Origin of the sequence: Mycobacterium sp. BK086 (genome assembly GCA_004362315.1) — a bacterium.
Lineage (GTDB): Bacteria > Actinomycetota > Actinomycetes > Mycobacteriales > Mycobacteriaceae > Mycobacterium.
On record SNWL01000005.1, the window covers coordinates 363,925 to 384,973 of the forward strand.

The 21,049-nt window shown below is 66.4% G+C and carries 24 protein-coding genes; 17 read left to right on the top strand and 7 right to left on the bottom strand.

The features are described from left to right. The first annotated feature begins 50 nt into the window (after positions 1–50). The 10 genes from EV580_RS18140 (at position 51) to EV580_RS18185 (ending at position 8,674) form a co-directional block, all read left to right on the top strand. Complete coding sequence (locus EV580_RS18140; RefSeq protein ID WP_133692593.1) at positions 51–380, top strand: hypothetical protein; 330 nt, start codon at positions 51–53, stop codon at positions 378–380. Then, positions 380–1,399, top strand: coding sequence for a zinc-dependent alcohol dehydrogenase (locus tag EV580_RS18145; RefSeq protein WP_133692594.1), 1,020 nt, complete (start codon positions 380–382; stop codon positions 1,397–1,399). Before EV580_RS18140 ends, EV580_RS18145 begins: the two co-directional genes overlap by 1 nt. A 34-nt stretch (positions 1,400–1,433) precedes the next feature. After that, positions 1,434–2,660 carry an alpha/beta hydrolase gene (locus EV580_RS18150; protein WP_166654763.1) on the top strand — a complete coding sequence of 409 codons (1,227 nt, stop codon included), beginning with the start codon at positions 1,434–1,436 and terminating at the stop codon, positions 2,658–2,660. A gap of 51 nt (positions 2,661–2,711) precedes the next feature. Continuing rightward, positions 2,712–3,407, top strand: coding sequence for a hypothetical protein (locus EV580_RS18155; protein ID WP_133692595.1), 696 nt, complete (start codon positions 2,712–2,714; stop codon positions 3,405–3,407). A gap of 173 nt (positions 3,408–3,580) precedes the next feature. Beyond that, positions 3,581–4,387, top strand: coding sequence for an ABC transporter permease (locus tag EV580_RS18160; RefSeq protein WP_502703936.1), 807 nt, complete (start codon positions 3,581–3,583; stop codon positions 4,385–4,387). Then, on the top strand, positions 4,384–5,121 hold the full coding sequence (locus EV580_RS18165) for an ABC transporter ATP-binding protein (RefSeq protein WP_133692596.1): 738 nt from the start codon (positions 4,384–4,386) through the stop codon (positions 5,119–5,121). Before EV580_RS18160 ends, EV580_RS18165 begins: the two co-directional genes overlap by 4 nt. A 38-nt stretch (positions 5,122–5,159) precedes the next feature. Further along, entirely contained in the window at positions 5,160–6,161 is a 1,002-nt protein-coding gene (locus EV580_RS18170) for an ABC transporter substrate-binding protein (protein WP_133693121.1), read from the top strand. A gap of 11 nt (positions 6,162–6,172) precedes the next feature. Continuing rightward, on the top strand, positions 6,173–7,270 hold the full coding sequence (locus EV580_RS18175) for an LLM class flavin-dependent oxidoreductase (protein WP_133692597.1): 1,098 nt from the start codon (positions 6,173–6,175) through the stop codon (positions 7,268–7,270). Positions 7,271–7,310: 40 nt separating this feature from the next. After that, positions 7,311–7,673 carry an ArsR/SmtB family transcription factor gene (locus EV580_RS18180; RefSeq protein ID WP_133692598.1) on the top strand — a complete coding sequence of 121 codons (363 nt, stop codon included), beginning with the start codon at positions 7,311–7,313 and terminating at the stop codon, positions 7,671–7,673. Continuing rightward, positions 7,673–8,674 carry a cation diffusion facilitator family transporter gene (locus tag EV580_RS18185; RefSeq protein ID WP_133692599.1) on the top strand — a complete coding sequence of 334 codons (1,002 nt, stop codon included), beginning with the start codon at positions 7,673–7,675 and terminating at the stop codon, positions 8,672–8,674. The genes EV580_RS18180 and EV580_RS18185 overlap by 1 nt, the downstream gene beginning before the upstream one ends. Here EV580_RS18185 and EV580_RS18190 read toward each other — a convergent pair. Then, positions 8,671–9,354, bottom strand: coding sequence for a hypothetical protein (locus EV580_RS18190; RefSeq protein ID WP_133692600.1), 684 nt, complete (start codon positions 9,352–9,354; stop codon positions 8,671–8,673). The two genes, EV580_RS18185 and EV580_RS18190, sit on opposite strands and share 4 nt — an antisense overlap. Positions 9,355–9,430: 76 nt before the next feature. On the opposite strand from EV580_RS18190, the gene EV580_RS18195 reads away from it, so the two are divergent. From EV580_RS18195 to EV580_RS18210, 4 genes are all read left to right on the top strand, one after another. Further along, positions 9,431–10,951, top strand: coding sequence for a carboxylesterase/lipase family protein (locus EV580_RS18195; RefSeq protein WP_133692601.1), 1,521 nt, complete (start codon positions 9,431–9,433; stop codon positions 10,949–10,951). An 83-nt stretch (positions 10,952–11,034) separates the two neighbouring features. Beyond that, positions 11,035–13,020, top strand: a complete 1,986-nt coding sequence (locus tag EV580_RS18200; protein ID WP_133692602.1) for a DUF7064 domain-containing protein — start codon at positions 11,035–11,037, stop codon at positions 13,018–13,020. Between the two features lie 79 nt (positions 13,021–13,099). Then, complete coding sequence (locus EV580_RS18205) at positions 13,100–13,390, top strand: hypothetical protein (RefSeq protein ID WP_133692603.1); 291 nt, start codon at positions 13,100–13,102, stop codon at positions 13,388–13,390. A gap of 27 nt (positions 13,391–13,417) precedes the next feature. Next, positions 13,418–13,636 carry a hypervirulence associated TUDOR domain-containing protein gene (locus tag EV580_RS18210; RefSeq protein ID WP_133692604.1) on the top strand — a complete coding sequence of 73 codons (219 nt, stop codon included), beginning with the start codon at positions 13,418–13,420 and terminating at the stop codon, positions 13,634–13,636. A gap of 9 nt (positions 13,637–13,645) precedes the next feature. Here EV580_RS18210 and EV580_RS18215 read toward each other — a convergent pair whose 3' ends face one another. Then, positions 13,646–14,533 carry an SCO6745 family protein gene (locus EV580_RS18215; RefSeq protein ID WP_133692605.1) on the bottom strand — a complete coding sequence of 296 codons (888 nt, stop codon included), beginning with the start codon at positions 14,531–14,533 and terminating at the stop codon, positions 13,646–13,648. 116 nt (positions 14,534–14,649) lie between these two features. Here EV580_RS18215 and EV580_RS18220 point away from each other — a divergent pair, with 116 nt between their 5' ends. After that, complete coding sequence (locus tag EV580_RS18220; protein ID WP_255496983.1) at positions 14,650–15,393, top strand: DUF4333 domain-containing protein; 744 nt, start codon at positions 14,650–14,652, stop codon at positions 15,391–15,393. Between the two features lies 1 nt (position 15,394). Here EV580_RS18220 and EV580_RS18225 read toward each other — a convergent pair whose 3' ends face one another. Next, entirely contained in the window at positions 15,395–16,099 is a 705-nt protein-coding gene (locus tag EV580_RS18225; RefSeq protein WP_221218359.1) for a FadR/GntR family transcriptional regulator, read from the bottom strand. A 139-nt stretch (positions 16,100–16,238) separates the two neighbouring features. Between EV580_RS18225 and EV580_RS18230 the strand changes: the two genes are divergently transcribed. After that, complete coding sequence (locus EV580_RS18230; protein ID WP_133692607.1) at positions 16,239–16,742, top strand: gluconokinase; 504 nt, start codon at positions 16,239–16,241, stop codon at positions 16,740–16,742. Beyond that, positions 16,739–18,166, top strand: coding sequence for a GntP family permease (locus EV580_RS18235; RefSeq protein ID WP_133692608.1), 1,428 nt, complete (start codon positions 16,739–16,741; stop codon positions 18,164–18,166). Before EV580_RS18230 ends, EV580_RS18235 begins: the two co-directional genes overlap by 4 nt. A 9-nt stretch (positions 18,167–18,175) precedes the next feature. Here the strand turns inward: EV580_RS18235 and EV580_RS18240 are convergent, their stop codons facing one another. The 4 genes from EV580_RS18240 to EV580_RS18255 form a co-directional block, all read right to left on the bottom strand. Next, complete coding sequence (locus EV580_RS18240; RefSeq protein WP_133692609.1) at positions 18,176–18,811, bottom strand: RDD family protein; 636 nt, start codon at positions 18,809–18,811, stop codon at positions 18,176–18,178. 89 nt (positions 18,812–18,900) lie between these two features. Continuing rightward, on the bottom strand, positions 18,901–19,818 hold the full coding sequence (locus EV580_RS18245) for a DoxX family protein (RefSeq protein ID WP_133692610.1): 918 nt from the start codon (positions 19,816–19,818) through the stop codon (positions 18,901–18,903). A gap of 43 nt (positions 19,819–19,861) precedes the next feature. Then, positions 19,862–20,362, bottom strand: a complete 501-nt coding sequence (locus tag EV580_RS18250; RefSeq protein WP_133692611.1) for a DUF6328 family protein — start codon at positions 20,360–20,362, stop codon at positions 19,862–19,864. A gap of 36 nt (positions 20,363–20,398) precedes the next feature. After that, positions 20,399–20,971 carry a TetR family transcriptional regulator gene (locus tag EV580_RS18255; RefSeq protein ID WP_133692612.1) on the bottom strand — a complete coding sequence of 191 codons (573 nt, stop codon included), beginning with the start codon at positions 20,969–20,971 and terminating at the stop codon, positions 20,399–20,401. Positions 20,972–21,049: the final 78 nt, after the last annotated feature.

The following is a 21,049-nucleotide window of genomic DNA, read 5'->3' on the forward strand; positions in this document are numbered from 1 at the left end:
CCCACCATGATACCGGGATCACCGCATCAACCCGTCTACAGTCACAAGGCGTGACGCGTCGTGCCCGCTCCCAGCCGTGCCGGTGGTGCGGCCGCGAGGTGGCCGATGCCGGGATGGGTCGGCGCAGGCAGTACTGCAGGCAGTCGTGCCGGCAGCGCGCCTACGAGCAGCGCGCCCTGGTCAAGGGCAGCGCGATCCCCGAGGACGCGGTGGTGCTGTCGGCCGACGAGGCCGCTGAGCTGTCCGATCGCGTCTATCAGGTGCGCTGCGCCGCCGAGGACGTGGCGACCGCGGTCGACGAGGGTGCGGCCACCCATGAGCTGCGCGAACTGTGCGATGCACTCGTGCAGGCGGCCAAGGCTGCCGACGGGTGGCGCTGATGAAGGCGTCCATCGTGACGGGCCCGGGCACCGCCGAGGTCATCGACATCCCACGCCCGCAGATCGGTCCGGCCGACGTGCTGGTCAAGATGCGCGCGTGCGGTGTCTGCGGATCCGACGGGTTCTACATCTCGATCGGCGGACTCCCGCCGCGGCAGGGGCACACCCCGCTCGGTCACGAACCGGCAGGGGAGATCGTCGAAGTCGGCGCGGAGGTCACCGGGATCGCGGTCGGCGACCACGTCGTCATCAACCCGATGGCCCAGCCGGCCAACATCATTGGCAACGGCGGCGACAGCGGTGCCCTGGCCGACTACCTGCTCATCGAGAACGCCGTCCGCGGGGTGAGTCTGGAGGTCATCCCCGACCACGTGCCCTGGGAGGTGGCCGCACTCAACGAGCCGATGGCCGTCGCCCGGCACGCCGCCAACCGCTGCCGGCCCAAACCGGGCGACACGGTGGTCGTTTTCGGGGCCGGGCCCATCGGGTTGGGCGCCGTGCTGGCCTTCAAATCGCTGGGGGTCGGCCACATCGTCGTCGCCGACCTGATTCCGGCCCGGTTGGCCAAGGCGCGCCAGATCGGCGCCGACGCCGTCATCAATTCCGCAGAGGACGACGTGATCGCGAAACTCATCGAGCTGCACGGCCCCGGTGAAGCGATGTTTCCCGGCAAGGCCGGAACCGATATCTACCTCGATGCCGCCGGGGCTCCCGCCGTGATCGACACCGCACTGGCCGCAGCCAAGAAAGGCGCGACACTGGGCGTCGTCGCCGTGCACAAGAAGCCGGTGCCGATCGAGTTCGTCAACGTCATGAGCAATGAGATCACCATCCTCGGATCGATCGGATACCCCGACGAAATATTCGATGTGACAAGCGATCTCGTCGCGAACTGGGAGACCTACCGGCTGATCGTCAGCCACACGATCCCGTTCGGGGACGTCGGCGAGGCACTGCGGCTGGCATCCGACGCGGGTGCGGCCGACAAGGTCGTCGTCACCTTCGGCGAAGACGACTGACCGGCCACAGCCGTTTCGCAGCTAAGATCGGAACGTGCTTCCGGAGTCAGCTCCATCGGTGCCCGCCGAATCGGGCGTCTGGCGCTTCGACGACTTCGTGCTGGACACCCCCAATTACGAACTGCGGTCCGGGGACACGGTGATTCGGGTCGAGCCCCAGGTGTTCGACGTCATGGCGCATCTGGTCGCCAACCACGAACGAGTGGTCACCAAAGAGGAACTGTTCGATTCGGTGTGGGGCGGCAAGTTCGTCGGTGAGGCGGCGCTGACCAGCCGGATCAAGGCGGCTCGGCGCGCACTCGGCGACGACGGGGAGTCGCAGCGCTATATCCGGACCGTGCGGGGCCGCGGCTACCGCTTCGTCGGGACGGTGACGACGACGGCCGAGCCGGCCGAACCGGTGGTCGTCGCGGCGCCACCCCAGCACATCTCGTTCTGCCGGGCGGGTGACGGGGTGCGGCTGGCGTATGCGACCGCGGGCGAGGGACCGCCGTTGGTGCGGGCCGCGAATTGGATGACGCATCTGGCCTACGACATCGAAAGCCCGGTCTGGCGGCACTGGGTCAGCGACCTGTCCGCGGACCACACGTTCATCCGGTACGACGAACGCGGGTGCGGACTCTCGGACTGGGAGGTGGGGGAGTTCACCTTCTCCGACTGGGTGGCCGACCTGGAGTCCGTGGTGGATGCGATTGGACTGCAACGCTTTCCGCTACTCGGGGTGTCACAGGGCGGTGCCGTCGCAATCGAATACGCCGCCCGGCATCCGGAGAAGGTGAGCCACCTGGTGCTGTGCAGCGCGTACGCCCGCGGACGCGGAGTGCGTGCGGTCAGCCCTGAGGAACAGCGTGCTGCGGCACTGGATCTGGACCTGGCGCGTGTGGGTTGGGGTCGCGACGATCCCGCCTTCCGCCAGGTGTTCGCCGCCCAATTCCTCCCGGACGGCAGCCGTTCGGACTGGGCGGATTTCGACCAGCTGCAGCGGCGCACCACGTCGTCGGAGAACGCGGTGCGCTTCCTCACCGAGTTCGCCGCGATCGACGTGCGCGAGGCGGCCAGGCAGGTGGCGTGCCCGACGCTGATCCTGCACTCGCGCAACGACCACCGCGTGCCCATGCAGTTCGGCGAGGAGCTGGCCGAGCTGATCGCAGGATCGCGGCTGGTGGCGCTGGCCAGCAACAATCATCTGCTGACCGGTGTCGAGCCGGCCTGGCAGGTGTTCTGCGACGAAGTTCGCCGGTTCCTGGCGATCTCCACCTAATCTCCATACATTCTCCAAGTACCGGACCTGCCGGTACCCGAAGCTGGTGACATGAGAAAACACCTACGCACCCTGTTGGCCTGCGTGATCGCGACGGTCGCCCTCGGCACCGTGACCGCCTGTTCAGGCGGGTCCAACACCACCGCGAACTCCCCGACACCCACATCGAGCGCAGCGGCGGTCAAGGACTTCCCGAAGTCGGCGCACTACATCGCCGACATGCCGATGGCCGGCGGCGGAACGATGACCATCGGCGTGGCCGTGGAGGGCGACAAGATCGCCGCCTACGCCTGCGACGGTTCCACGGATGAGGCCTGGTTCTTCGGCACCCAGAAGGACGGCGCCCTGGACATCACGTCCAAGTACCAGGACACGCTCAAGGCGTCGTTCAACGGCACCGCGGTCGAGGGTCAGCTCACCATGAACAACGTCAACTACGCGTTCACCGCCCCCTCGGTGGCGCTGCCGTCGGCCATGTACACCGCGGCGGCCAACGGTGTGCGCGCCTCCTGGGTGGTTCGGCCCGACAACACCATCACCGGTGTGCAGTTCAAGACGTCGAACGATTCCGATACCTCTGATCTGGTGCAGGCCAACGAGCAGAAGTTCCGCGATCAGGTCCGGCAGCGGCGCCAGGCCCGTCTGCTCCAGCCCGCCCCGCCGCTGGCGTTCGGCACCTGGACCGCGACCGTCAACGGTGTGCCGGTGACGGCGATCCGGGTCGACGGGGACACCCGACTGAGCTGACGCCGCGCTGAGGAAACCCGCCCCGGACCCTGTGTCCCGGGCGGGCTTTCTTTTGGTCACCACGAATCAAACCCTTAACCCCGGGTTCGGTGATTCCTAGGGTCGAAGCACGCGACTTTTGCGATGTCGCACGCCCACAGCCACCCACGCGCCACTTCGGGGAGACCCACACCGTGACGACGCCAGCCGCGCCGGTCCTGCCGGCCGGCCCCCGCACGCCGGCTCGACGCCGGCACCGGAAGTGGACTGTTCTGCGGTGGGTCACCCCGGTGGTCCTGCTCGCGTTGTGGCAGCTGGGCAGTGCGGTGGGCATCATCTCCCAGGAAGTCCTGCCCGCTCCCTCGTTGATCGCCGAGGCCGGGCTCGAGCTCATCCGCGACGGCCAACTCGCCGACGCGCTACAGGTGTCCGGGCTGCGGGTGATCCAGGGGCTGCTGCTGGGTGGCGTGATCGGGGTCGGGCTGGGGACCGCGGTCGGTCTGTCGCGCTGGACCGAGGCGACCGTCGACCCGCCCATGCAGATGTTGCGGGCACTGCCGCATCTGGGCTTGATTCCGCTGTTCATCCTGTGGTTCGGGATCGGCGAGCTGCCCAAGGTGCTGTTGGTCGCGCTCGGCGTCAGCTTCCCGCTCTACCTCAATACCTTCTCGGCGATCCGGCAGGTCGATCCGAAGTTGTTCGAAACCGCTGACGTGCTTGGGTTTTCATTTCGGCAGCGGTTCAGTCACATCATTCTTCCCAGCGCCGCCCCGCAGGTGCTGGTGGGGTTGCGCCAGTCGCTGGCGATCGCCTGGCTGACATTGATCGTCGCCGAACAGATCAACGCCGACAAAGGCATCGGCTACCTGATCAACAATGCGCGGGACTTTCTGCGCATCGACATCATCATCTTCGGTCTGATCGTCTATGCGCTGCTGGGCATCACGACCGACGCCGTCGTCCGCGCTCTCGAGCGCCGAGCCCTGAGGTATCGGTCATGACTGTGACACACGAACACAAGACCGCGGTGGCCGCCGAACTCCGGCACATCGACAAGTGGTACGGCGAGCACCGCGTCCTGCACGATGTTTCGCTGACCGTCGGCGCCGGTGAGATCGTCGCGCTGGTGGGACGCAGCGGTTCTGGCAAGTCCACGATCCTGCGGGTCCTCGCCGACCTGTCCGACGATCACACCGGCGAGCGAGTGGTCGCGGGCGCACCGGCGCTGGCCTTTCAGGAGCCGCGGCTGTTCCCGTGGCGCTCGGTTCGGACGAACGTCGGGTACGGGCTGACCCGATTCCGGTTGCCCCGCAACGAGGTGGTGGCCAGGGCCGAGCAGGCGCTGGCCGATGTCGGGCTGGCCGACCGGGCCGACGCGTGGCCGCTGACGTTGTCGGGCGGCCAGGCCCAGCGGGTATCGCTGGCCCGCGCGCTGGTCGCCGAGCCGCAGTTGCTTCTGCTCGACGAGCCGTTCGGCGCCTTGGACGCGCTCACCCGGCTGTCCATGCACGCGCTGCTACTGGAGCTGTGGCGCAGGCACGGATTCGGGGTGTTACTGGTCACCCATGACGTGAATGAGGCTGTGGCACTGGCTGATCGGGTGCTCGTCCTGGATTCCGGCCGGGTTGTTCATCAGACCGAGATCGCCGATCCGCGGCTGCCGACGGGGACGTCGTCGGCGGCCATCGAGAGCCATCGAGTCGAGTTGCTGGAGCAACTCGGCGTTCAAATCTGACAGGAGCAAGCGTGTATCCCAGAGTATTTCGCCGTGTGATGGTCTTGCTGGCTGTATTGGGCCTCCTGCTGACGGGTTGCGTATCGCGCCACGAGAACTCCGGTGCGTCCCAGGCGCCGCCGACGGTCGCGCTGACCGAGCTGTCGGATCTGACCTTGCAGGTGGGCGACCAGAAGGGCGGCACCGAATCGCTGCTGCGTGCCGCCGGGGCGCTGGACAACCTGCCGTACAAGATCGCGTTCTCCACCTTCACGTCCGGCCCGCCGCAGATCGAGGCCGCGACCGCGGGCAAGATCGACTTCGCGATCACTGGCAACACCCCGCCGATCTTCGGCGCGGCCTCCGGCGCGAAGGTGAAGGTGGTCTCGGCCTACAACGGTGGCGGTATCGGCGACCAGATCCTGGTTCCCGCGAATTCGCCGATCACCTCGGTGGACCAGTTGCGGGGCAAGAGCATCGCGGTCGGCAAGGGCAGTTCCGCGCACGGCAACGTGCTCGGGCAGCTGGAGAAGGCCGGGCTGACGCCCGCGGATGTGAATCTGGTGTTCCTCCAGCCTGCTGACGCGCTGTCGGCATTTCGGGCCAATCAGGTTGATGCGTGGGCGATCTGGGATCCGTTCACCGCGCAGGCCGAGCAGCAGCTGAAGGTGCGGTCGATCGCGCAGGCCAAGGGCGTCACCAACGGCTACTGGTTCGGGGTTGCCTCCGATGCCGCACTGGCGGATCCGAAGCGCAACTCCGCGCTGGCCGATCTGCTGGTGCGTTTCGCCAAGGCAGCGAAGTGGGCTCAGGATCATCCGCAGGAGTGGGCGCAGAAGTATGCCGCCGCTGTGGGATTGGATCTCCAGGCGGCCGAGGTGTCGCAGAGCCGGAGCCTGCGTCTGCCGACAGCGCTGAGCGACGAGGTGGTTGCCTCCGAGCAGAAGATCGCGGATCTGTTCGCCAAGTCGGGGCAGATCCAGTCCGCCCCTGATTTTTCCAAATGGGTCGATCGCCGCTACGCCGGTGTGCTCGAGCCTGTTCTCATCAGTTCCAATTAGAGGAGAATCTGTTGTCTGCCAAGTTCTTTTGGTTCCTGCCCACCAACGGGGACAGCCGCTCGATCGTGGGTGCGTCGCACGCGTCGTCGCATCACACGATTCCCGACGGCTACCGCGCACCGACCCGCCGGTATCTGGCCGAGGTGGCCAGGGCAGCCGACCGGCTTGGCTTCGAAGGGGTGCTGACCCCGACCGGAACATGGTGCGAGGACGCATGGTTGACGGCGTCGGCCCTGTTGGCGGAGACCGAGCGGCTCAAGTTCCTGGTGGCGTTCCGGCCCGGGCTGGTACCGCCCACCCTCGCCGCCCAGCAGGCGGCGACGTTGCAGCGCTTCTCGGACGGCCGGTTGCTGCTCAACGTGGTCAGTGGCGGCGATGATGGCGAGCAGCAGCGGTTCGGCGACTGGCTCAACCATGACGAGCGGTACGCCCGTACCGGGGAGTTCCTTCAGATCGTGAAGTCAGTGTGGGGGCAGGACTCTTACGACTTCGACGGCGAGTACTACAAGGTCCGCGACGGCCGGGTTTCCGAGCCGCCGAACCCGTTGCCCGAGTTCTACTTCGGTGGTTCGTCCGCGGCTGCGCTGCCGATCGCCGCCGAGCATGTGGACGTCTACCTGACCTGGGGTGAGCCGCCGCAGGCCGCGGCTGCCAAGATCAACGAGGTGCGCACGCTGGCGCAGGCGCGGGGGCGCAACGTGCGGTTCGGCATCCGGCTGCACACGATCACCCGCGACACCTCGGAAGCGGCCTGGGCGGTCGCGCAGGAATTGGTGGACGAGCTGACACCGGATCAGATCGAGCAGGCCACCAAACTGCATGCCAGTTCCGAGTCCGAGGGTCAGCGCCGGATGACCGCCCTGCACGGCGGACGCATCGACAAGCTGGAGATCTATCCGAACCTGTGGGCGGGTGTGGGTCTGGTCCGGGGCGGTGCCGGTACCGCGTTGGTCGGCAGCCACGAAGAGGTCGCCAACCTGATCTGGGAGTACCACACGGTCGGTTTCGACGAGTTCATCCTGTCCGGCTACCCGCACCTGGAAGAGGCCTACTGGTTCGCCGAGGGCGTCTTCCCGCTGCTGCGTGCCAAGGGAGTTCTCGCTGCCTGAGCCGCGGCCTTGGTGAGCGATCATCTGCTACTATCTGCGTATGAATGCAGATAAGCAGCTGGCGGAGGACCATGCTCATCTGGTCGTCGAGGTCTTCCGCATGCTGGCCGATGCCACTCGCGTGCAGCTGCTGTGGGCGCTGATCGACGGTGAACTGAGTGTCAACGACCTCGCCGAATGCGTGGGCAAACCGTCGCCGTCGGTGTCCCAGCATCTGGCCAAGCTGCGGATGGCGCGCCTAGTCCGTACCCGCCGTGAGGGCACTCAGGTGTTCTATCGGCTCGAAAACGATCACGTCCGTCAACTCGTGGCCGATGCGGTCTACAACGCCGAACACGCGGCCGGCGGGACGCCCGCGCACCATCGCGGAGTTCACGAACTTTCGGACCGGGGGAGCGCCTGATGGCCCACCTGCACGATCACGATCACGCCCATGATCACGACCACAGCCACGACCACCCGAAGGGGTTGCGCGGGGCCATCGCAGAGATCTTCGCACCGCACTCGCACGACGCTGCCGACAGCTTCGACAGCGCGCTGGAGTCCAGCGCCGCAGGTATCCGCGCGGTCAAGATCAGCCTTGTGGTGTTGGGGCTCACCGCGATCGCCCAGATTGTCGTCGTCGTCGTGTCGGGGTCGATCGCGCTGGCTGCCGACACGATCCACAATTTTTCCGACGCCCTGACCGCGGTACCGCTGTGGATCGCGTTCTCGTTGAGCACCAAGGCTGCCACCCGCCGCTACACGTATGGCTTCGGGCGGGTCGAAGATCTGGCCGGAATGTTCGTCGTCGCAATGATTGCCGTGTCGGCGATCATTGCGGGTTACGAGGCCATCGGACGTCTCATCGATCCGCGGCCCATCGACCATCTCGGCTGGGTTGCCCTGGCCGGACTGGTCGGCTTCATCGGCAACGAATGGGTGGCCCTCTATCGCATCCGCGTCGGACGCCGAATCGGCTCAGCCGCTTTGGTTGCCGACGGACTGCACGCCCGCACCGATGGCTTCACATCGTTGGCGGTGGTCATCGGCGCCGGTGGCGTCGCGCTCGGCTTTCCGCTGGCGGACCCGATCGTCGGCCTGGTCATCACCGTGGCCATTCTCGCGGTGCTGCGCACGGCAGTCCGGGATGTGTTCCGCCGCTTGATGGATGGCGTAGATCCGGCGTTCATCGATACTGCCGAGACGACGTTGGCCGCACGCCCGGGAGTGCGGTCGGTGCGCAGCGTGCGGATGCGGTGGATCGGGCACCGGCTGCACGCGGATGCCGAACTCGATATCGACCCCGATCTCACGCTGGCGGAAGCCCACGACATCGCCCACAGCGCCGAGCACGACCTCACCCACGCCATCCCGAAGCTGGATACCGCTGTCGTGCATGCCTATCCGGCGCACGCGCATTAGCAGGTGTACTGCTCGCCGACTCCTGGCGGCGGTGTCACCTGTTGCGCGCAGGCATAGGCGTTGACTCCCTCGGCGGCCAGGCGCACTGCCGACTGCTTGGCATAGTTCACGCAGACCAACGCGTTGGCGTCGGTGCGACAGCGGTAGTCGGCGAACGACAGCGAAGTGTCATAAGGCAATTCGCGGCCCTGCCCATAGGTGAAGCGGCCAGGATCGCCGTGCGCGGACCCGACCTGGACGGTGCTGCCGTCGAAATCGACCCAGCCGCCCTTCCACTGGCCGTAGACGTCCTGCGGCCGGGGTGGTGGATTGGTGAGCTCCACCAGGCAGGCCAGCCCCGGTGCGCCGTGCTTGGCATCGGTCATGCACGTCGTGCCCGCCGGCGTCGTGAATGCGACGTCATCGCCGAGATCGGTCGTGACAGAGCCGCGCAACGCGATGTGGTACTGCGCGGCATCGATCGGGGGACCGGCCTCGATCCACTTGATGGCCTCCGCGATCGGGGCTCCGGCCGCCGGAGCCGGCACCGACGACGTGGTCGTCGACGGTGACGCCGACGACGAGGTTGCCGAGCGTGACGGTGTGATCGGGGTCAATTGCGTCTGCTTCGCCTGGCCGCCGGTCGACCCGGAACATCCCGCGACCAGCAGCGACGCGGTGAGCAACACGGCGATTCGCATCCCGACAGGCTAGCGGCCCCGTCCCGTCCGGTTTGTCAGGCGCGTCGAGAAGCGAGATGTTCGCTACCGTCGTGTGATGCACGAACACACCGTCCGCGCCACCACCGGCAGCGGCGTCGTCGAGGGGTTCACCCGCCACGGGGTGAACAGGTGGCGTTCGATTCCCTACGCGCGCCCGCCGGTCGGCGCCTTGCGCTTCCGCGCGCCACAGCCGCCGCAGCCCTGGCGGGGCGTGCGGTACTGCCACGGATTCGCCAACTGCGCCCCTCAGCAGCGGCGTTACACGATGTTGGGGGTGGGCAAGTACCAGCCGATGGGCGAGGACTGCCTGACGCTCAATGTCGTCACCCCGCAATGGTCTGGCGCGGAGCCGGATCACGAACCACTGCCGGTGATGTTCTTCATCCACGGCGGCGGTTATCTGATGGGCAGCTCGGCCACGCCGATCTACGACGGCGCGGCGCTGGCTCGCCGCGGCTGCGTCTACGTGTCGGTGAACTATCGGCTCGGTGCGCTCGGGTGTGTGGACCTGTCGTCGTTGTCCACCCCGGACACCCCGATCGACAGCAACCTGTTCCTGCGCGATCTGGTGATGGCCCTGCGCTGGGTGCGCGACAACATCAGCGCATTCGGCGGTGATCCCGGCAATGTGACGATCTTCGGCGAGAGTGCGGGCGCACACGCCGTCGCGACCCTGTTGGCCGTTCCTGACGCCGAAGGTCTTTTCGCCCAAGCCATTTCGGAGAGTCCAGCCTCCGGGCTGGTGAGTGGTCCGGAGACCGCGGCCAAGATTGCGGGCAAATTCGCCACCCTGCTGGGAGGCGGTCCCGACGACGGCGCCGAAACATTGATGCGGGCCCGGCCACGGGATCTGGTCGACGCGCTGGACACCCTGCTGGCCCAGAGCCTCACCGATATGGACGGTGCGTTCTCCCTCGGCCCGACCTATGGAGACGACGTCCTGCCCGACGACCCCGTCGCCGCCATGCGGGCCGGCGCCGCTCACAAGGTGCCGCTGATCGTCGGAACCAATGCCGACGAGGGCAGGCTGTTCACCCGGTTCATGAAACTGCTGCCGACCACCGAACCCGCCATCGAACGTCTGCTGTCGTCTGCGGATCCGCAAGCGCGCGAACGGATTACCGCCGCATACCCGGGATATCCACGCGCCGATGCCTGCGTGGCGCTCGGCGGCGACTTCGCGTTCGGGACGGCCGCGTGGCAGATCGCCGAGGCGCACACCGCCCACGCGCCCACCTACGTGTACCGCTACGACTACGCCCCGCGGACTTTGCACTGGTCGGGGCTGGGCGCCACCCACGCCACCGAGCTACTGGCGGTCTTCGATATCTACCGCACGCGGTTCGGGTCGGCCCTGACGGCTGCCATGGACCGTCGCTCGGCGCGCAACGTCAGTCGTGACGTGCAGACCCGGTGGCGCAGCTTCAGCCGCAACGGCGTGCCCGGCGAGGACTGGCCGCGCTACACCGATCCGGAGCGCCCGGTGCTGGTATTCGACCGGCACACCCGGGTGGAACACGACCCGCACGCACATCGCCGCACGGCGTGGGCAGGCTTTTCCCTCGCCAACCGCTAGCCTGACCAGGGTCGAGTTGACACCCGTCAAGAATTGACCGGAAAACCCTTCGTCCGGCCGCTGATCTGACCTAAGTTGGTCGCGTGCAGACCAACGACATCGTCATCGAACGCCCGAGTGATCTGACCGCGCCGTGGCTGGCCGCCGCGATCGGAGCCCCGGTGACCGGATTCACCGTCGAGCGCATCGGTACCGGCCAGATGAGCGAGTGCTATCGGATCGGCCTGAGCTACGACGACGGCGCCGAGGGGCCCGCCTCGGTGGTTCTCAAGGTCGCCGCCACCGATCCGACGAGCAGGCAGACCGGCCTCGCGCTGGGACTCTACGAGCGCGAGGTCAAGTTCTACTCTGACGTGGCGCCCAGTCTTGGCGGCCCCGTCGCCGAGTGCTATCACACCGCCTACGACCCGGAGACGGGGATCTTCGCGCTGTTGCTCGACGATGCCGCACCGGCCGAGGTGGGCAACGAAATCCGCGGCGCTGCAATCGAAGACGCCGTACTGGCGCTGACCGAGCTGGGCCGGCTGCACGCCCCGGTGATCGGCAGCGATAGCCTGGCCGACGCGGAGTGGCTCACCCGTGCGGCGCCGCTGAACCAGGCCTTGGTGGCGGGGCTGTGGGCCGGCTTCGCCGACCGCTACGGCGACGCGATCACCCCGGATCAGCGGTTGGTGTGCGAGCGACTGGTCGCGAGCTTCGATGCCTATATGGAGCAGGAATCGGTGCCCGACCGGATCAAGGGTCTGGTGCACGGCGACTACCGGTTGGACAACATGCTCTTCGGCCGCCCCGGCTCGCGACGTGACCTCACCGTGGTCGATTGGCAGACCGTCACCTGGGGCCCGGCCATGACCGATGTCGCCTACTTCATCGGCTGTGCGGTCGCCGTCGACGATCGCCGAGCTCACTATGACGAGCTCCTCCGTGCGTATCACCAAGGGCTGGGCCCAGATTCGACACTGACGCTCGACGACGTGCGAGAAGGTGTGCGGCGCCAGAGCTTCGCGGGTGTGATGATGGCGGTGGTGTCGTCGATGCTGGTCGAGCGCACCGATCGCGGCGACGAGATGTTCCTGACGATGCTCGACCGGCACACCAGCCACGTGCTCGACACCGGGGCGCTCGACGTTCTGCCCGCACCCGATGCTCCGCAGGCTCTGACGCCGGAGCCCGCAGAGGAAGGCGCTCACCCGCCGGGCGACGAACCGCTGTGGAACGAAAGCTGGTACTGGGATTTCGCCGATTCAGCTCAGAACGTCGGCGGCTGGATCAGGCTCGGCCTGGTACCGAACCAGAACGTCGCGTGGATCAATGCTCTGGTGTGCGGGCCCGACATGCCGACCGTCGCGCTGGTGAACTTCGAGGCACCGTTGCCCGCGGACCCGGCAGTGGCCACGGCCGAGGGCGCCGAACTGCGCCACGGCGCGATCACCCCACTACAGACCTACCGTGTCCAAGTGCGCGGCACCGCACAGGAATACGACGACCCGTCGGCGCTGCTGCGCGACGAACCGGGACGGCCGGTGGACCTGACGATGGACCTCACCTGGACGTCGGTGGGCACCCCGTACGCGTATCGCATCACCACGCGCTACGAAATCCCGTGCACGGTCACCGGAACCGTCACCATCGACGGCCGTGCCTACGAGTTCGAAGCCGTGCCGGGGCAACGCGACCACTCCAACGGTGTGCGGGACTGGTGGAGCATGGACTGGGTGTGGAGTGCGCTGCACCTTCAGGACGGCACGCACCTGCACGGCGTCGACATCCGCATCCCCGGAATATCGCCGGTCAGCGTGGGCTATCTGCAGCGATCGGGCGTGCCGGTGACCGAGACGACGAGCGTCACCGCGGATGCGACGTTCGCCGACAACGGATTGCCGTTGACCACCAGCATTCTCTACGAACCGGGAGCCGTGCAGGCGACGGTCGATATCCGGGGACACGCACCGGTCCGGTTGGTCGGCCCAGACGGGCAGATCAGCCAGTTCCCGCGGTCCTGGGTCACCGTCGAGACGGCCGACGGCAGAAGCGGTGTCGGCTGGGTGGAGTGGAATCGCAACCTCTGATTCGGAGATTAATCGAAATATCAGGACGTTCTCAGGCGCGCGAATTACGCTTCCGTCACCAGTGGTTCGGGGGTGACAGATGACGGACAACCTCGAGCCGACGAGCGGGTCGGTATTCGCCCAGACAGTTCTGCTGGGGTTGGGTACCGCGCTGTCCGGCGTGCTCACCTGGTTCTTGTTCCGTAATCTCTACGGCGCCTTGGTGTTTGTCGTTCTCTTTGTGATCGGTGTCGCGATCGAGGCGGCGCGGCAACGGCGCGCCAAGGCTCAGCAGATCGAGGCTGACGTAGCGATGGGGGATTACCTTTCACGGCTGTACGACACCGCGCGGAAGTCGGGTGTCGACCTGAAGTCGCCCCGCGAGGATTGAGCACGTCGTCGGCGGGTATGCGCTGGCATGGGAAAAGACGAGTTCCACAAAGGCGATAAGGTCACCTGGAGCAGCCACGGCGGTACCGCCGAGGGAACGGTGGAGGAGAAGATCACCACCGACACCACCGCAGCCAAGCGGACCGTGCGGGCGTCGCCGGAGGATCCCCAATACCGTGTGCGCAGTGATAAGAGCGGCAACGACGCGGTGCACAAACCCGAAGCGTTGCACCGTAAGTCGGACTGAGAGATGAAGCTACAGCCCCGCGGAGTTGTCGTCGAGTTCGTCGCGGCGCAGCGCCATCGGAGTGGCGGCAGGAAGGTCGCCGCCGGCGATGACCTGCCGGGTGATCGGCGTGAGTGTCTGGAACAGCCGCTCCACCGCCGCGTCGTCGAGGGCGGTCAACGCGCTCAGTGCGAGAGTGTCGGTCCGCAATTCGATGTGGTCTTTCAGCGCGCGCCCCGCGTCGGTGAGAGTGCATGTGGGCGTGAGTAATCCACGCTCAACGAGGGAGTGCACACACGAGTCCCACTCCTCGTCGGAGTAGTCGCGGCTGCGTTTGATGAAATCGGGGGGCACCGCCCCCGCGGCGACATGGAAGACGTTGGATTCGCGGCCACTGATGCCCTCGCTCACCAGAGTTGCCACGTGGCCGTCCCCGCGGTGCTCGCGGAGCAGGGTCGTCGCATGCCACAGGGCGGCCAGTGGGGAATCGGGCCACGACAGCGCCAGGTTGGCCGCGAACAGCGGCCGGCCGTCCGGCGGTGCGGTGCGGGCCGCCACCCCCGCCAGTTCGGCGGCTTCCGCCAGACCCGGTGTGTCGTCGCTCAGCCCGTAGCCGCGCAGGGTGTCGACCGCGGTGTCCCGCCGCACGGACACCATCTGCTCCGGTGTGGCGATGTCCCAGATCGCCGGTACCGCCTTGCGTACCCGTTCTTCTGAGAAGTTGTAGAAGATCGCGGTCACGACCTCGGCCGGAACCTGACCCAGTGGCGCGGCGCGGCCCGCGAAGTAGCCGCGCCAGAACCCGATGAACCCCATGGCGTCCAACACGGTTCGGATTCCCGGGGCGAAGTAGGTGATGCCGTGGACCGGTTCGTAGCGGTCGAAGAAGCGGCGCGCCAACTCAGGTGATCTGCTCACCCCTGTAGTGAACCACTACCGACAGCGCTCGTTTCTTCACGGTGGCTTGGTATCTTGCACGCGGAAACGCGCGATGCCCGCGACGTTGGCAAATGTGGGAGGTCATGATGCGACGGATGATGGTGCTCCCGCGGCTGGGAGCCGCGCTGACCGCGGCGAGCCTTGCCGGCGCGGCGCTGGCCGGTTGTTCGTTCAACGTCAGCAGCGGCGTCTCGGTCTCGAAAACCGACCTCGAGAAGGACATCTCGCAGCGGCTCGAAAAAGCCGGGCAGAAGCCGCAGACGGTGACTTGTAAGGACGATCTGAAGGGTGAGGTCGGAAAGACCACGCGCTGCGAGGTGGTGCTGAGTAGCGACAACAGCTTCGAACCGGTCGTCACCGTCACCAAGGTCGAGGGCACGACGGTCAGCTACGACATGACGCCGGCGTTGTCGAAGGCGCAGCTGGAGAAGGGCGTGTCCAACCTGCTGGCCCAAGCCTCCAGCACCAAGGTCGACTCGGTGAGTTGTGACGGCGGACTCGAGGGCAAGGAGGGCACCGAGACTCACTGCGATGTCACCGCCGGTGGCGTGACATCGAAGCGCACCGTCGTCGTCACCAAGGTCGAAGGGCTGATGCTGTACTTCAATGTGCTGCCGGTGCTGGAGAAGGCTCAGGTCGAGAGCTCGCTGCTGGATCAGCTTGCCAGCCAGCTGGGCAGCCGCCCGGATTCGGCGGACTGCACCGACAACCTGGAGGGCAAGGTCGGCAACTCCATCACCTGCACGGTGGTCGCCGGCTCGGAGACCCAGGACTTCACGCTGACCGTCACCGACGTCAACGGTGACCGGATCGACTTCAACTACAAGCCCGCCGGCTGATTCAGCTGGGCCCAGAGGAGAGGTCGTCGGCGAGTGCGGCGGCCGATTCGTCGATGATCGCCCGCATGGCGCGTTCCGCGGCTCCCTCGTCACGCAGTCGTATCGCGCGTGCGACCTCGTCGTGCAATTCGATCGCCGTCGGGTTGGGTTGGGCCGGCATCATGCCGTGATGCGTTCGTCCGGTGAGCACCTCGGCCACCACGTCGTTGAGAGCGCGAAACATCTCGTTTCCGCTGGCTTCCAGCAGCGTGCGATGAAAGATTTTGTCCGCCAACAGATATGACTCCAGATCGCCCGAGCGGCCATGGACGACCATATCCGAAACAGCGGCCGCCATGATGCGGCACTGATGCGGGTCGGCCCGCCGGGCGGCCAATGCCGCGGCGGCCGGTTCGAAACCGCGCCGCAACTCCGACAACGACATCAGCTGCGCGGCGCGGTCGCCGGCATCGAGGCGCCAGCGAATCACCCTGGGATCGAACACATTCCACTTTGCCGGTGGCTGGATCGTGATGCCCACCCGCCTGCGGGGAGCGACCATCCGCATGGACTCCAGCACCCGGATCGCCTCGCGGGCCACCGATCGGGACACGCCGTGTTGGGCGCTGACGCCGTCGAGGGTGAGCACCTGGCCGGGTTTGTAGCGTCCGGACACGATGCCCTCGCCGAGCGCGGTCAGCACGTTGCTGTGCAACTCGCTCACCATTGGCTCTGAACTCACGGATACATCTTGTCATACGCTGCGCAAACTACATTAAAAACAGATTCAACACGCTGAAGCCTTGCAAAAGTATGACTATTAATGAATGCTGTGTGGCATGGCGCACAGCAGGGTAGACGCAGGCATGGCCTCACCCATCGTCGTCATGGGAGTGTCGGGTTCGGGAAAGTCGACCGTCGGCGCGGCACTGGCCCAGCGGCTGCGGGTGCCCTTCGCCGACGCCGACGACTTCCATCCGCCGGCCAACATCACCAAGATGACCGCCGGGCACGCATTGGACGACAACGACCGCTACCCGTGGCTCGAGGCCATCGGTGAGTGGCTCGCCGAGCATCACACCGGCGGTGTCATGAGCTGCTCGGCGCTCAAGCGCCAATACCGCGACCAACTTCGCAGCCACTGCGGTGACGTGAGATTCCTTCATCTGAGCGGCACCGAAGACGTCATCGCACGCCGACAGGCAAGCAGGCCTGGTCATTTCATGCCTGCGGCCTTGCTCGCCTCGCAATTCGAAACCCTCGAACCTCTCGATGCCGACGAACACGGAATCAGCATCGACGTCGACCAGAGCATCGACTCGATTGTCGACACCTACGTATCCCGCGTTGAAGGAGAAGAACGCCGATGACTCTGCACGCGACCATATTGGCCGAAGCCCCCAAGCTGGCGACGCCGGTCGCCCCCGGCTGGCAGCTCATCCTGGCGTTCCTCGCAGGTATCGCGGTGATCGTCGTCCTGATCACGCTGGTTCACCTGCATCCGTTCCTGGCGTTGATCTTTGGTGCGCTGACGGTCGGCATCGTCGCCGGCGAGAACCTGGAGAAGGTGCTCAAATCGTTCTCCGACGGCTTCGGGTCCACGGCGGCGGGGGTCGGTATCCTGATCGCGCTCGGCGCGATGTTCGCCAAACTCCTGGCGGATTCCGGTGGCGCCGACGAGATCGTCGACACCATCGTCGGGCATGCGTCGCCTCGGGCCTTGCCGTGGGCGATGGCGTTGGTCGGCGCCATCATCGGCCTGCCGATGTTCTTCGAGATCGGCCTGGTTCTGCTGATGCCGGTCATCTACCTGGTGTCGCGACGCTCCCAGCTCTCGCTGGTCACCGTCGGAATCCCTGCGCTGGCAGGACTTTCGGCGATGCATGGATTCGTGCCGCCGCATCCGGGGCCGTTGACGGCGATCAGTCTGCTGCACGCCGACCTGGGCCTGACGCTGGCTCTCGGTGTGGCGGTAGCGATCCCGACGATCATCGTGGCGGGCCCGCTCTTCGGGAAGCTGGCCGGGCGCTGGGTCGTCGTCGAGGCGCCCGACACCTTCGGATCGGGCTCGGCGGCACTGGGGCCCGAAGGCGAAGTGATTCCCGACAAGAACCGCGGTGTGCGACGGCCCTCATTCGGGGTGACGTTGTTCAGCGTGCTGCTGCCCGTCGTGCTGATGCTCGGCAAGGCGCTCGTCGATATCTTCATCGACAACGAGAATCAATGGTTCAGAATCACTTTCGACGTCCTCGGCACCCCGCTCGTGGCGCTGCTCATCGCGGTCATCGTCGGCATCTTCACCCTCGGGCGCGGCGCGGGCATGTCCCGGGCCGACGTCATGAAGTGCGTAGAGTCGGGCCTGCCTCCGGTGGCGGGCATCATCCTGATCGTTGCCGCCGGTGGCGGATTCAAGCAGGTTCTCGTCGACAGCGGCATCGGCACACTGCTGGCCGATTGGGCCAAGAGCGCCAACATCTCGGTGATCCTGCTGGCCTGGGTGCTGGCCGTGTTGATCCGGCTGGCGACCGGCTCCGCGACGGTGGCCACCATCACCGCCTCGGCACTGGTGCTCGAGTTGGTGGAGGGCCTCAGCACGGGTCAGGTGTCCCTGGTCGTGCTTGCCGTCGGGGCCGGCTCGCTGTTCTTCTCACATGTCAACGACGCCGGATTCTGGTTGGTCAACCAGTATTTCCGGATCACCGTGGGGCAGACGATCAAGACCTGGTCGCTGATGGAGACGATCCTCTCAGTGGCAGGCCTGATCGTCGTGCTACTGCTCAGTCTCGTGATCTGAGCGCAGTGTTCAGCCCTGGACGACCTGCGTGCCGCCGGCCAGTTCGTCGTGCTTGCCCTGCTTGGTCGGGCTGCTGTTGATCGTCACGCCGATGACGATCTCGGCGATGAACCCGAGAAGTGGCCCCACGAACGGGATGATCGACAGCAGCATGAACGAATTGCGGATAGCCGACTGCTGAGCGGTCGGCTTGGCCGCACCGCCCGGTCCGTGCACCTGGAGCTTGAGGATCTTCTTGCCGAGGGTCGCGCCCTGGCTGACCTCGAGGCCGACGAAGTAGGCAAACGGCACCAGCGCCAGAACCACGCCGCCGATGTAGCTGTACGTGTCGGTACCCCAGAACGGCAGCGAGATCAGGAACACCACGATGCCCGTGATGATCCAGTCAATCAGGCGCGCGGCGAAGCGAATCCACACCCCGCCCGGCTGACCGGCACCACTCGGTACCGGCGGCGGATAGTCGCCGCCGTAGCCCGGGCCACCGAACTGCTGCGGCGGGGGATAACCGGGGGCACCCTGCGGCGGCGGAGGCGGGGGATAGCTCGACGGTGGCGGCGGGTAACTGCCTGGCTGCCCGGTCGGTGGCGGAGGGGGATAGCCCCCGGGTGGGCCGTACGCGTTGGGATCGTAGTCACCCGTGGTCATTGATCGCTCCTCCCGCTGAAGTAAGTCCGGCCCAATCTACCTTGGCCCGGTGACTCCGCAGGGGCTTGACTTCGGCGCGATCCGAACGGCTAGTGCTTGGCTAACTTCTTAGCTTGTTTCTTCGCTTGCTTGTTGGCCTTCTTCGCGCGGGCGCGGGTGGTGTCCACCAGTTCGCCACCCTGATCCCTGGCCACGTCGGCGAATTCGGCGCCGCGCTTGCGGGCGATCTCGGCGAGCTCAGCGCTTCGTTCGCCGGCGATGTCGGCGAATTCCGCGCCCCGTTTGCGGGCGATGTCAGCGAATTCGGCGCTTCGCTCGCTGGCGACGTCGGCAAGCTCGGCACCTCGTTCGCGGGCGATCTCGGCGAATTCGGCGCCGCGCTTGCGGGCGGTTTCCAGTAGGGGCGCGGTACGCTCGCCGGCGGCCAAGGCCAACTCCCGGCCGCGTTCGGCGCCGACCTGCAACCCGTGGCCGACCTTCGGGCCGTACTTGTCGAGTAGGTCGCTGTCCAGCAGGCCGTGGCTCGATCCCGGCAAACCACTGGAGACGGCTTCGCTGACCTTGCGGGCCGCGCGGCGTCCCCGCCAGCCGAGGGACGGTTTGCCTGCGGTGTCCGCCGAGGCGATGATCAGCCCGCCCAGCAGGCTGAGATCGGTCAGGAACGCCCGGCGCTTCTCGGCCTTGAGCTGTTGGTCGGTCTCGTCCCAGAACATGTGTGCGCCGAGGTTGGCCGGAATCACGGTGGCCGCCAACGCAGCTGACGCAAATCGCGGCATGCGTCCGGACGCCAGCAGCAGTCCGCCGCCGATCTGGACCGCGGCGGTGATCTTCGCGAATGTTTCGGGGTCGCTGGGGACGTTGGCGCTGACCTGCTCCGGCAGCTTCTGCAGACCTTCGACGGTCGGGCGGGCGGCTTCAGCGGCCCCCTTCGGGCTCTTGAGCGCTTCGAATCCCTGACCGATGAAAACCGCCGCCAACATGGGCCGGGCAACTCTGCGAATCAACATGGCGCCCGTGTTCCCTACTGACAGCGGGGTCAAACCCGGGTGGTCAGCTCCTCAGACGGCGCAGCATGAGCGGGTACACGATCCAGGCGGCCAACATCAAGACGCCGGTCACGACTCCGGCTATCACCCCGGCCTTCTCGTCGAGAACCGCGGCGAACACCACGACGGCGACACCGGTCAAGGCAACACCGAGGAGCAGCAGCCCGTAGATCGCAAAGCGATGTGCGGCCGACACCAACGCGCGCAGCTTGTGTCGGCGAAACAGCATGCGATGCATGCCGACCGGCGCGACCAGCAGCACCGTCGCAGCCAATGAGCACGCCACCGTCATCAGGTACACCGTGTGCATCTCGTCGCTGAGCCGGGCGAATCGGTCTTGAAAAGGGAGTGTCAACAAGAACCCGGTCAGAAGCTGGACGCCGGTCTGGGTCACGCGGAGTTCCTGGAGCAGACTGGACCAATTACGGTCCAGTCGCTCTTCCTCGGTCTCAGACCGGGCCGCGGCGTTCCACCGCTGGTCCAGTTCGGGATGGTCGACATCCACCTGGTGGACATGCCCCGGCAGGTACCGCTTGAAACGTCAGGTCAGCAGCAGCCGCGCCGAGGCCTCGAGTCGGGAGGCGATCTCGGTATACGAGGCGTATCCCATGCCTGCCCGTACCAGCGCACCGGCGTATAGCTGCTCAAGAGATTCGACGACATCCGAATCGCTTTGTGTACCAAGGGCAGACGTCAACCGCTGATGGATTTCGCGACCGATGCGAAAGCGTAGGTGCTCGACGTCGGGATCCTTGCCGAGAAGCGCGGTCGTCACGGCGCCTGCGAGTTCAGGCTCATCGGCGACCAACAGGGCGATATGCCGGAGCACACCCACCACACGGTCGACCGGGTCGGGGGAGTCGTCGGGAGGGACCGGGGTCGAGGCCAGCCTGCGCCAGAACACCTCGGCGACAAGATGCTCTTTGGACGAGAAATACGTGTAGGCCGTCGCGGCGCCGACACCGGCCTCGGCGGCAACCATCCGGATCGTGAGGCCGGAGAACCCTTCCCGGCTGAGCACGTCGACCGCGGCGCGACCCAATCGGTCGACCGTGGCGGCTTGCTTTGCTGTCAACCGGCGTCGCGTCGATTCCCGAGCTACCGGATCAGACACATGTCTGGACGCTACTACAAGCCACCTGCACCGACAAGGTGCGCGCTGGCCATTGACCATGCGTAAGGGTTAGGTTCG

Coding starts and splice junctions, on each gene's coding strand:
- EV580_RS18230 (WP_133692607.1), top strand. CDS start 16,239: ATGGCCTCACCCATCGTCGTCATGGGAGTGTCGGGTTCGGGAAAGTCG.
- EV580_RS18155 (WP_133692595.1), top strand. CDS start 2,712: ATGAGAAAACACCTACGCACCCTGTTGGCCTGCGTGATCGCGACGGTC.
- EV580_RS18205 (WP_133692603.1), top strand. CDS start 13,100: ATGACGGACAACCTCGAGCCGACGAGCGGGTCGGTATTCGCCCAGACA.
- EV580_RS18180 (WP_133692598.1), top strand. CDS start 7,311: ATGAATGCAGATAAGCAGCTGGCGGAGGACCATGCTCATCTGGTCGTC.
- EV580_RS18170 (WP_133693121.1), top strand. CDS start 5,160: ATGGTCTTGCTGGCTGTATTGGGCCTCCTGCTGACGGGTTGCGTATCG.
- EV580_RS18185 (WP_133692599.1), top strand. CDS start 7,673: ATGGCCCACCTGCACGATCACGATCACGCCCATGATCACGACCACAGC.
- EV580_RS18225 (WP_221218359.1), bottom strand. CDS start 16,099: ATGGTGAGCGAGTTGCACAGCAACGTGCTGACCGCGCTCGGCGAGGGC.
- EV580_RS18245 (WP_133692610.1), bottom strand. CDS start 19,818: ATGTTGATTCGCAGAGTTGCCCGGCCCATGTTGGCGGCGGTTTTCATC.
- EV580_RS18190 (WP_133692600.1), bottom strand. CDS start 9,354: ATGCGAATCGCCGTGTTGCTCACCGCGTCGCTGCTGGTCGCGGGATGT.
- EV580_RS18195 (WP_133692601.1), top strand. CDS start 9,431: ATGCACGAACACACCGTCCGCGCCACCACCGGCAGCGGCGTCGTCGAG.
- EV580_RS18210 (WP_133692604.1), top strand. CDS start 13,418: ATGGGAAAAGACGAGTTCCACAAAGGCGATAAGGTCACCTGGAGCAGC.
- EV580_RS18165 (WP_133692596.1), top strand. CDS start 4,384: ATGACTGTGACACACGAACACAAGACCGCGGTGGCCGCCGAACTCCGG.
- EV580_RS18220 (WP_255496983.1), top strand. CDS start 14,650: ATGATGGTGCTCCCGCGGCTGGGAGCCGCGCTGACCGCGGCGAGCCTT.
- EV580_RS18145 (WP_133692594.1), top strand. CDS start 380: ATGAAGGCGTCCATCGTGACGGGCCCGGGCACCGCCGAGGTCATCGAC.
- EV580_RS18235 (WP_133692608.1), top strand. CDS start 16,739: ATGACTCTGCACGCGACCATATTGGCCGAAGCCCCCAAGCTGGCGACG.
- EV580_RS18240 (WP_133692609.1), bottom strand. CDS start 18,811: ATGACCACGGGTGACTACGATCCCAACGCGTACGGCCCACCCGGGGGC.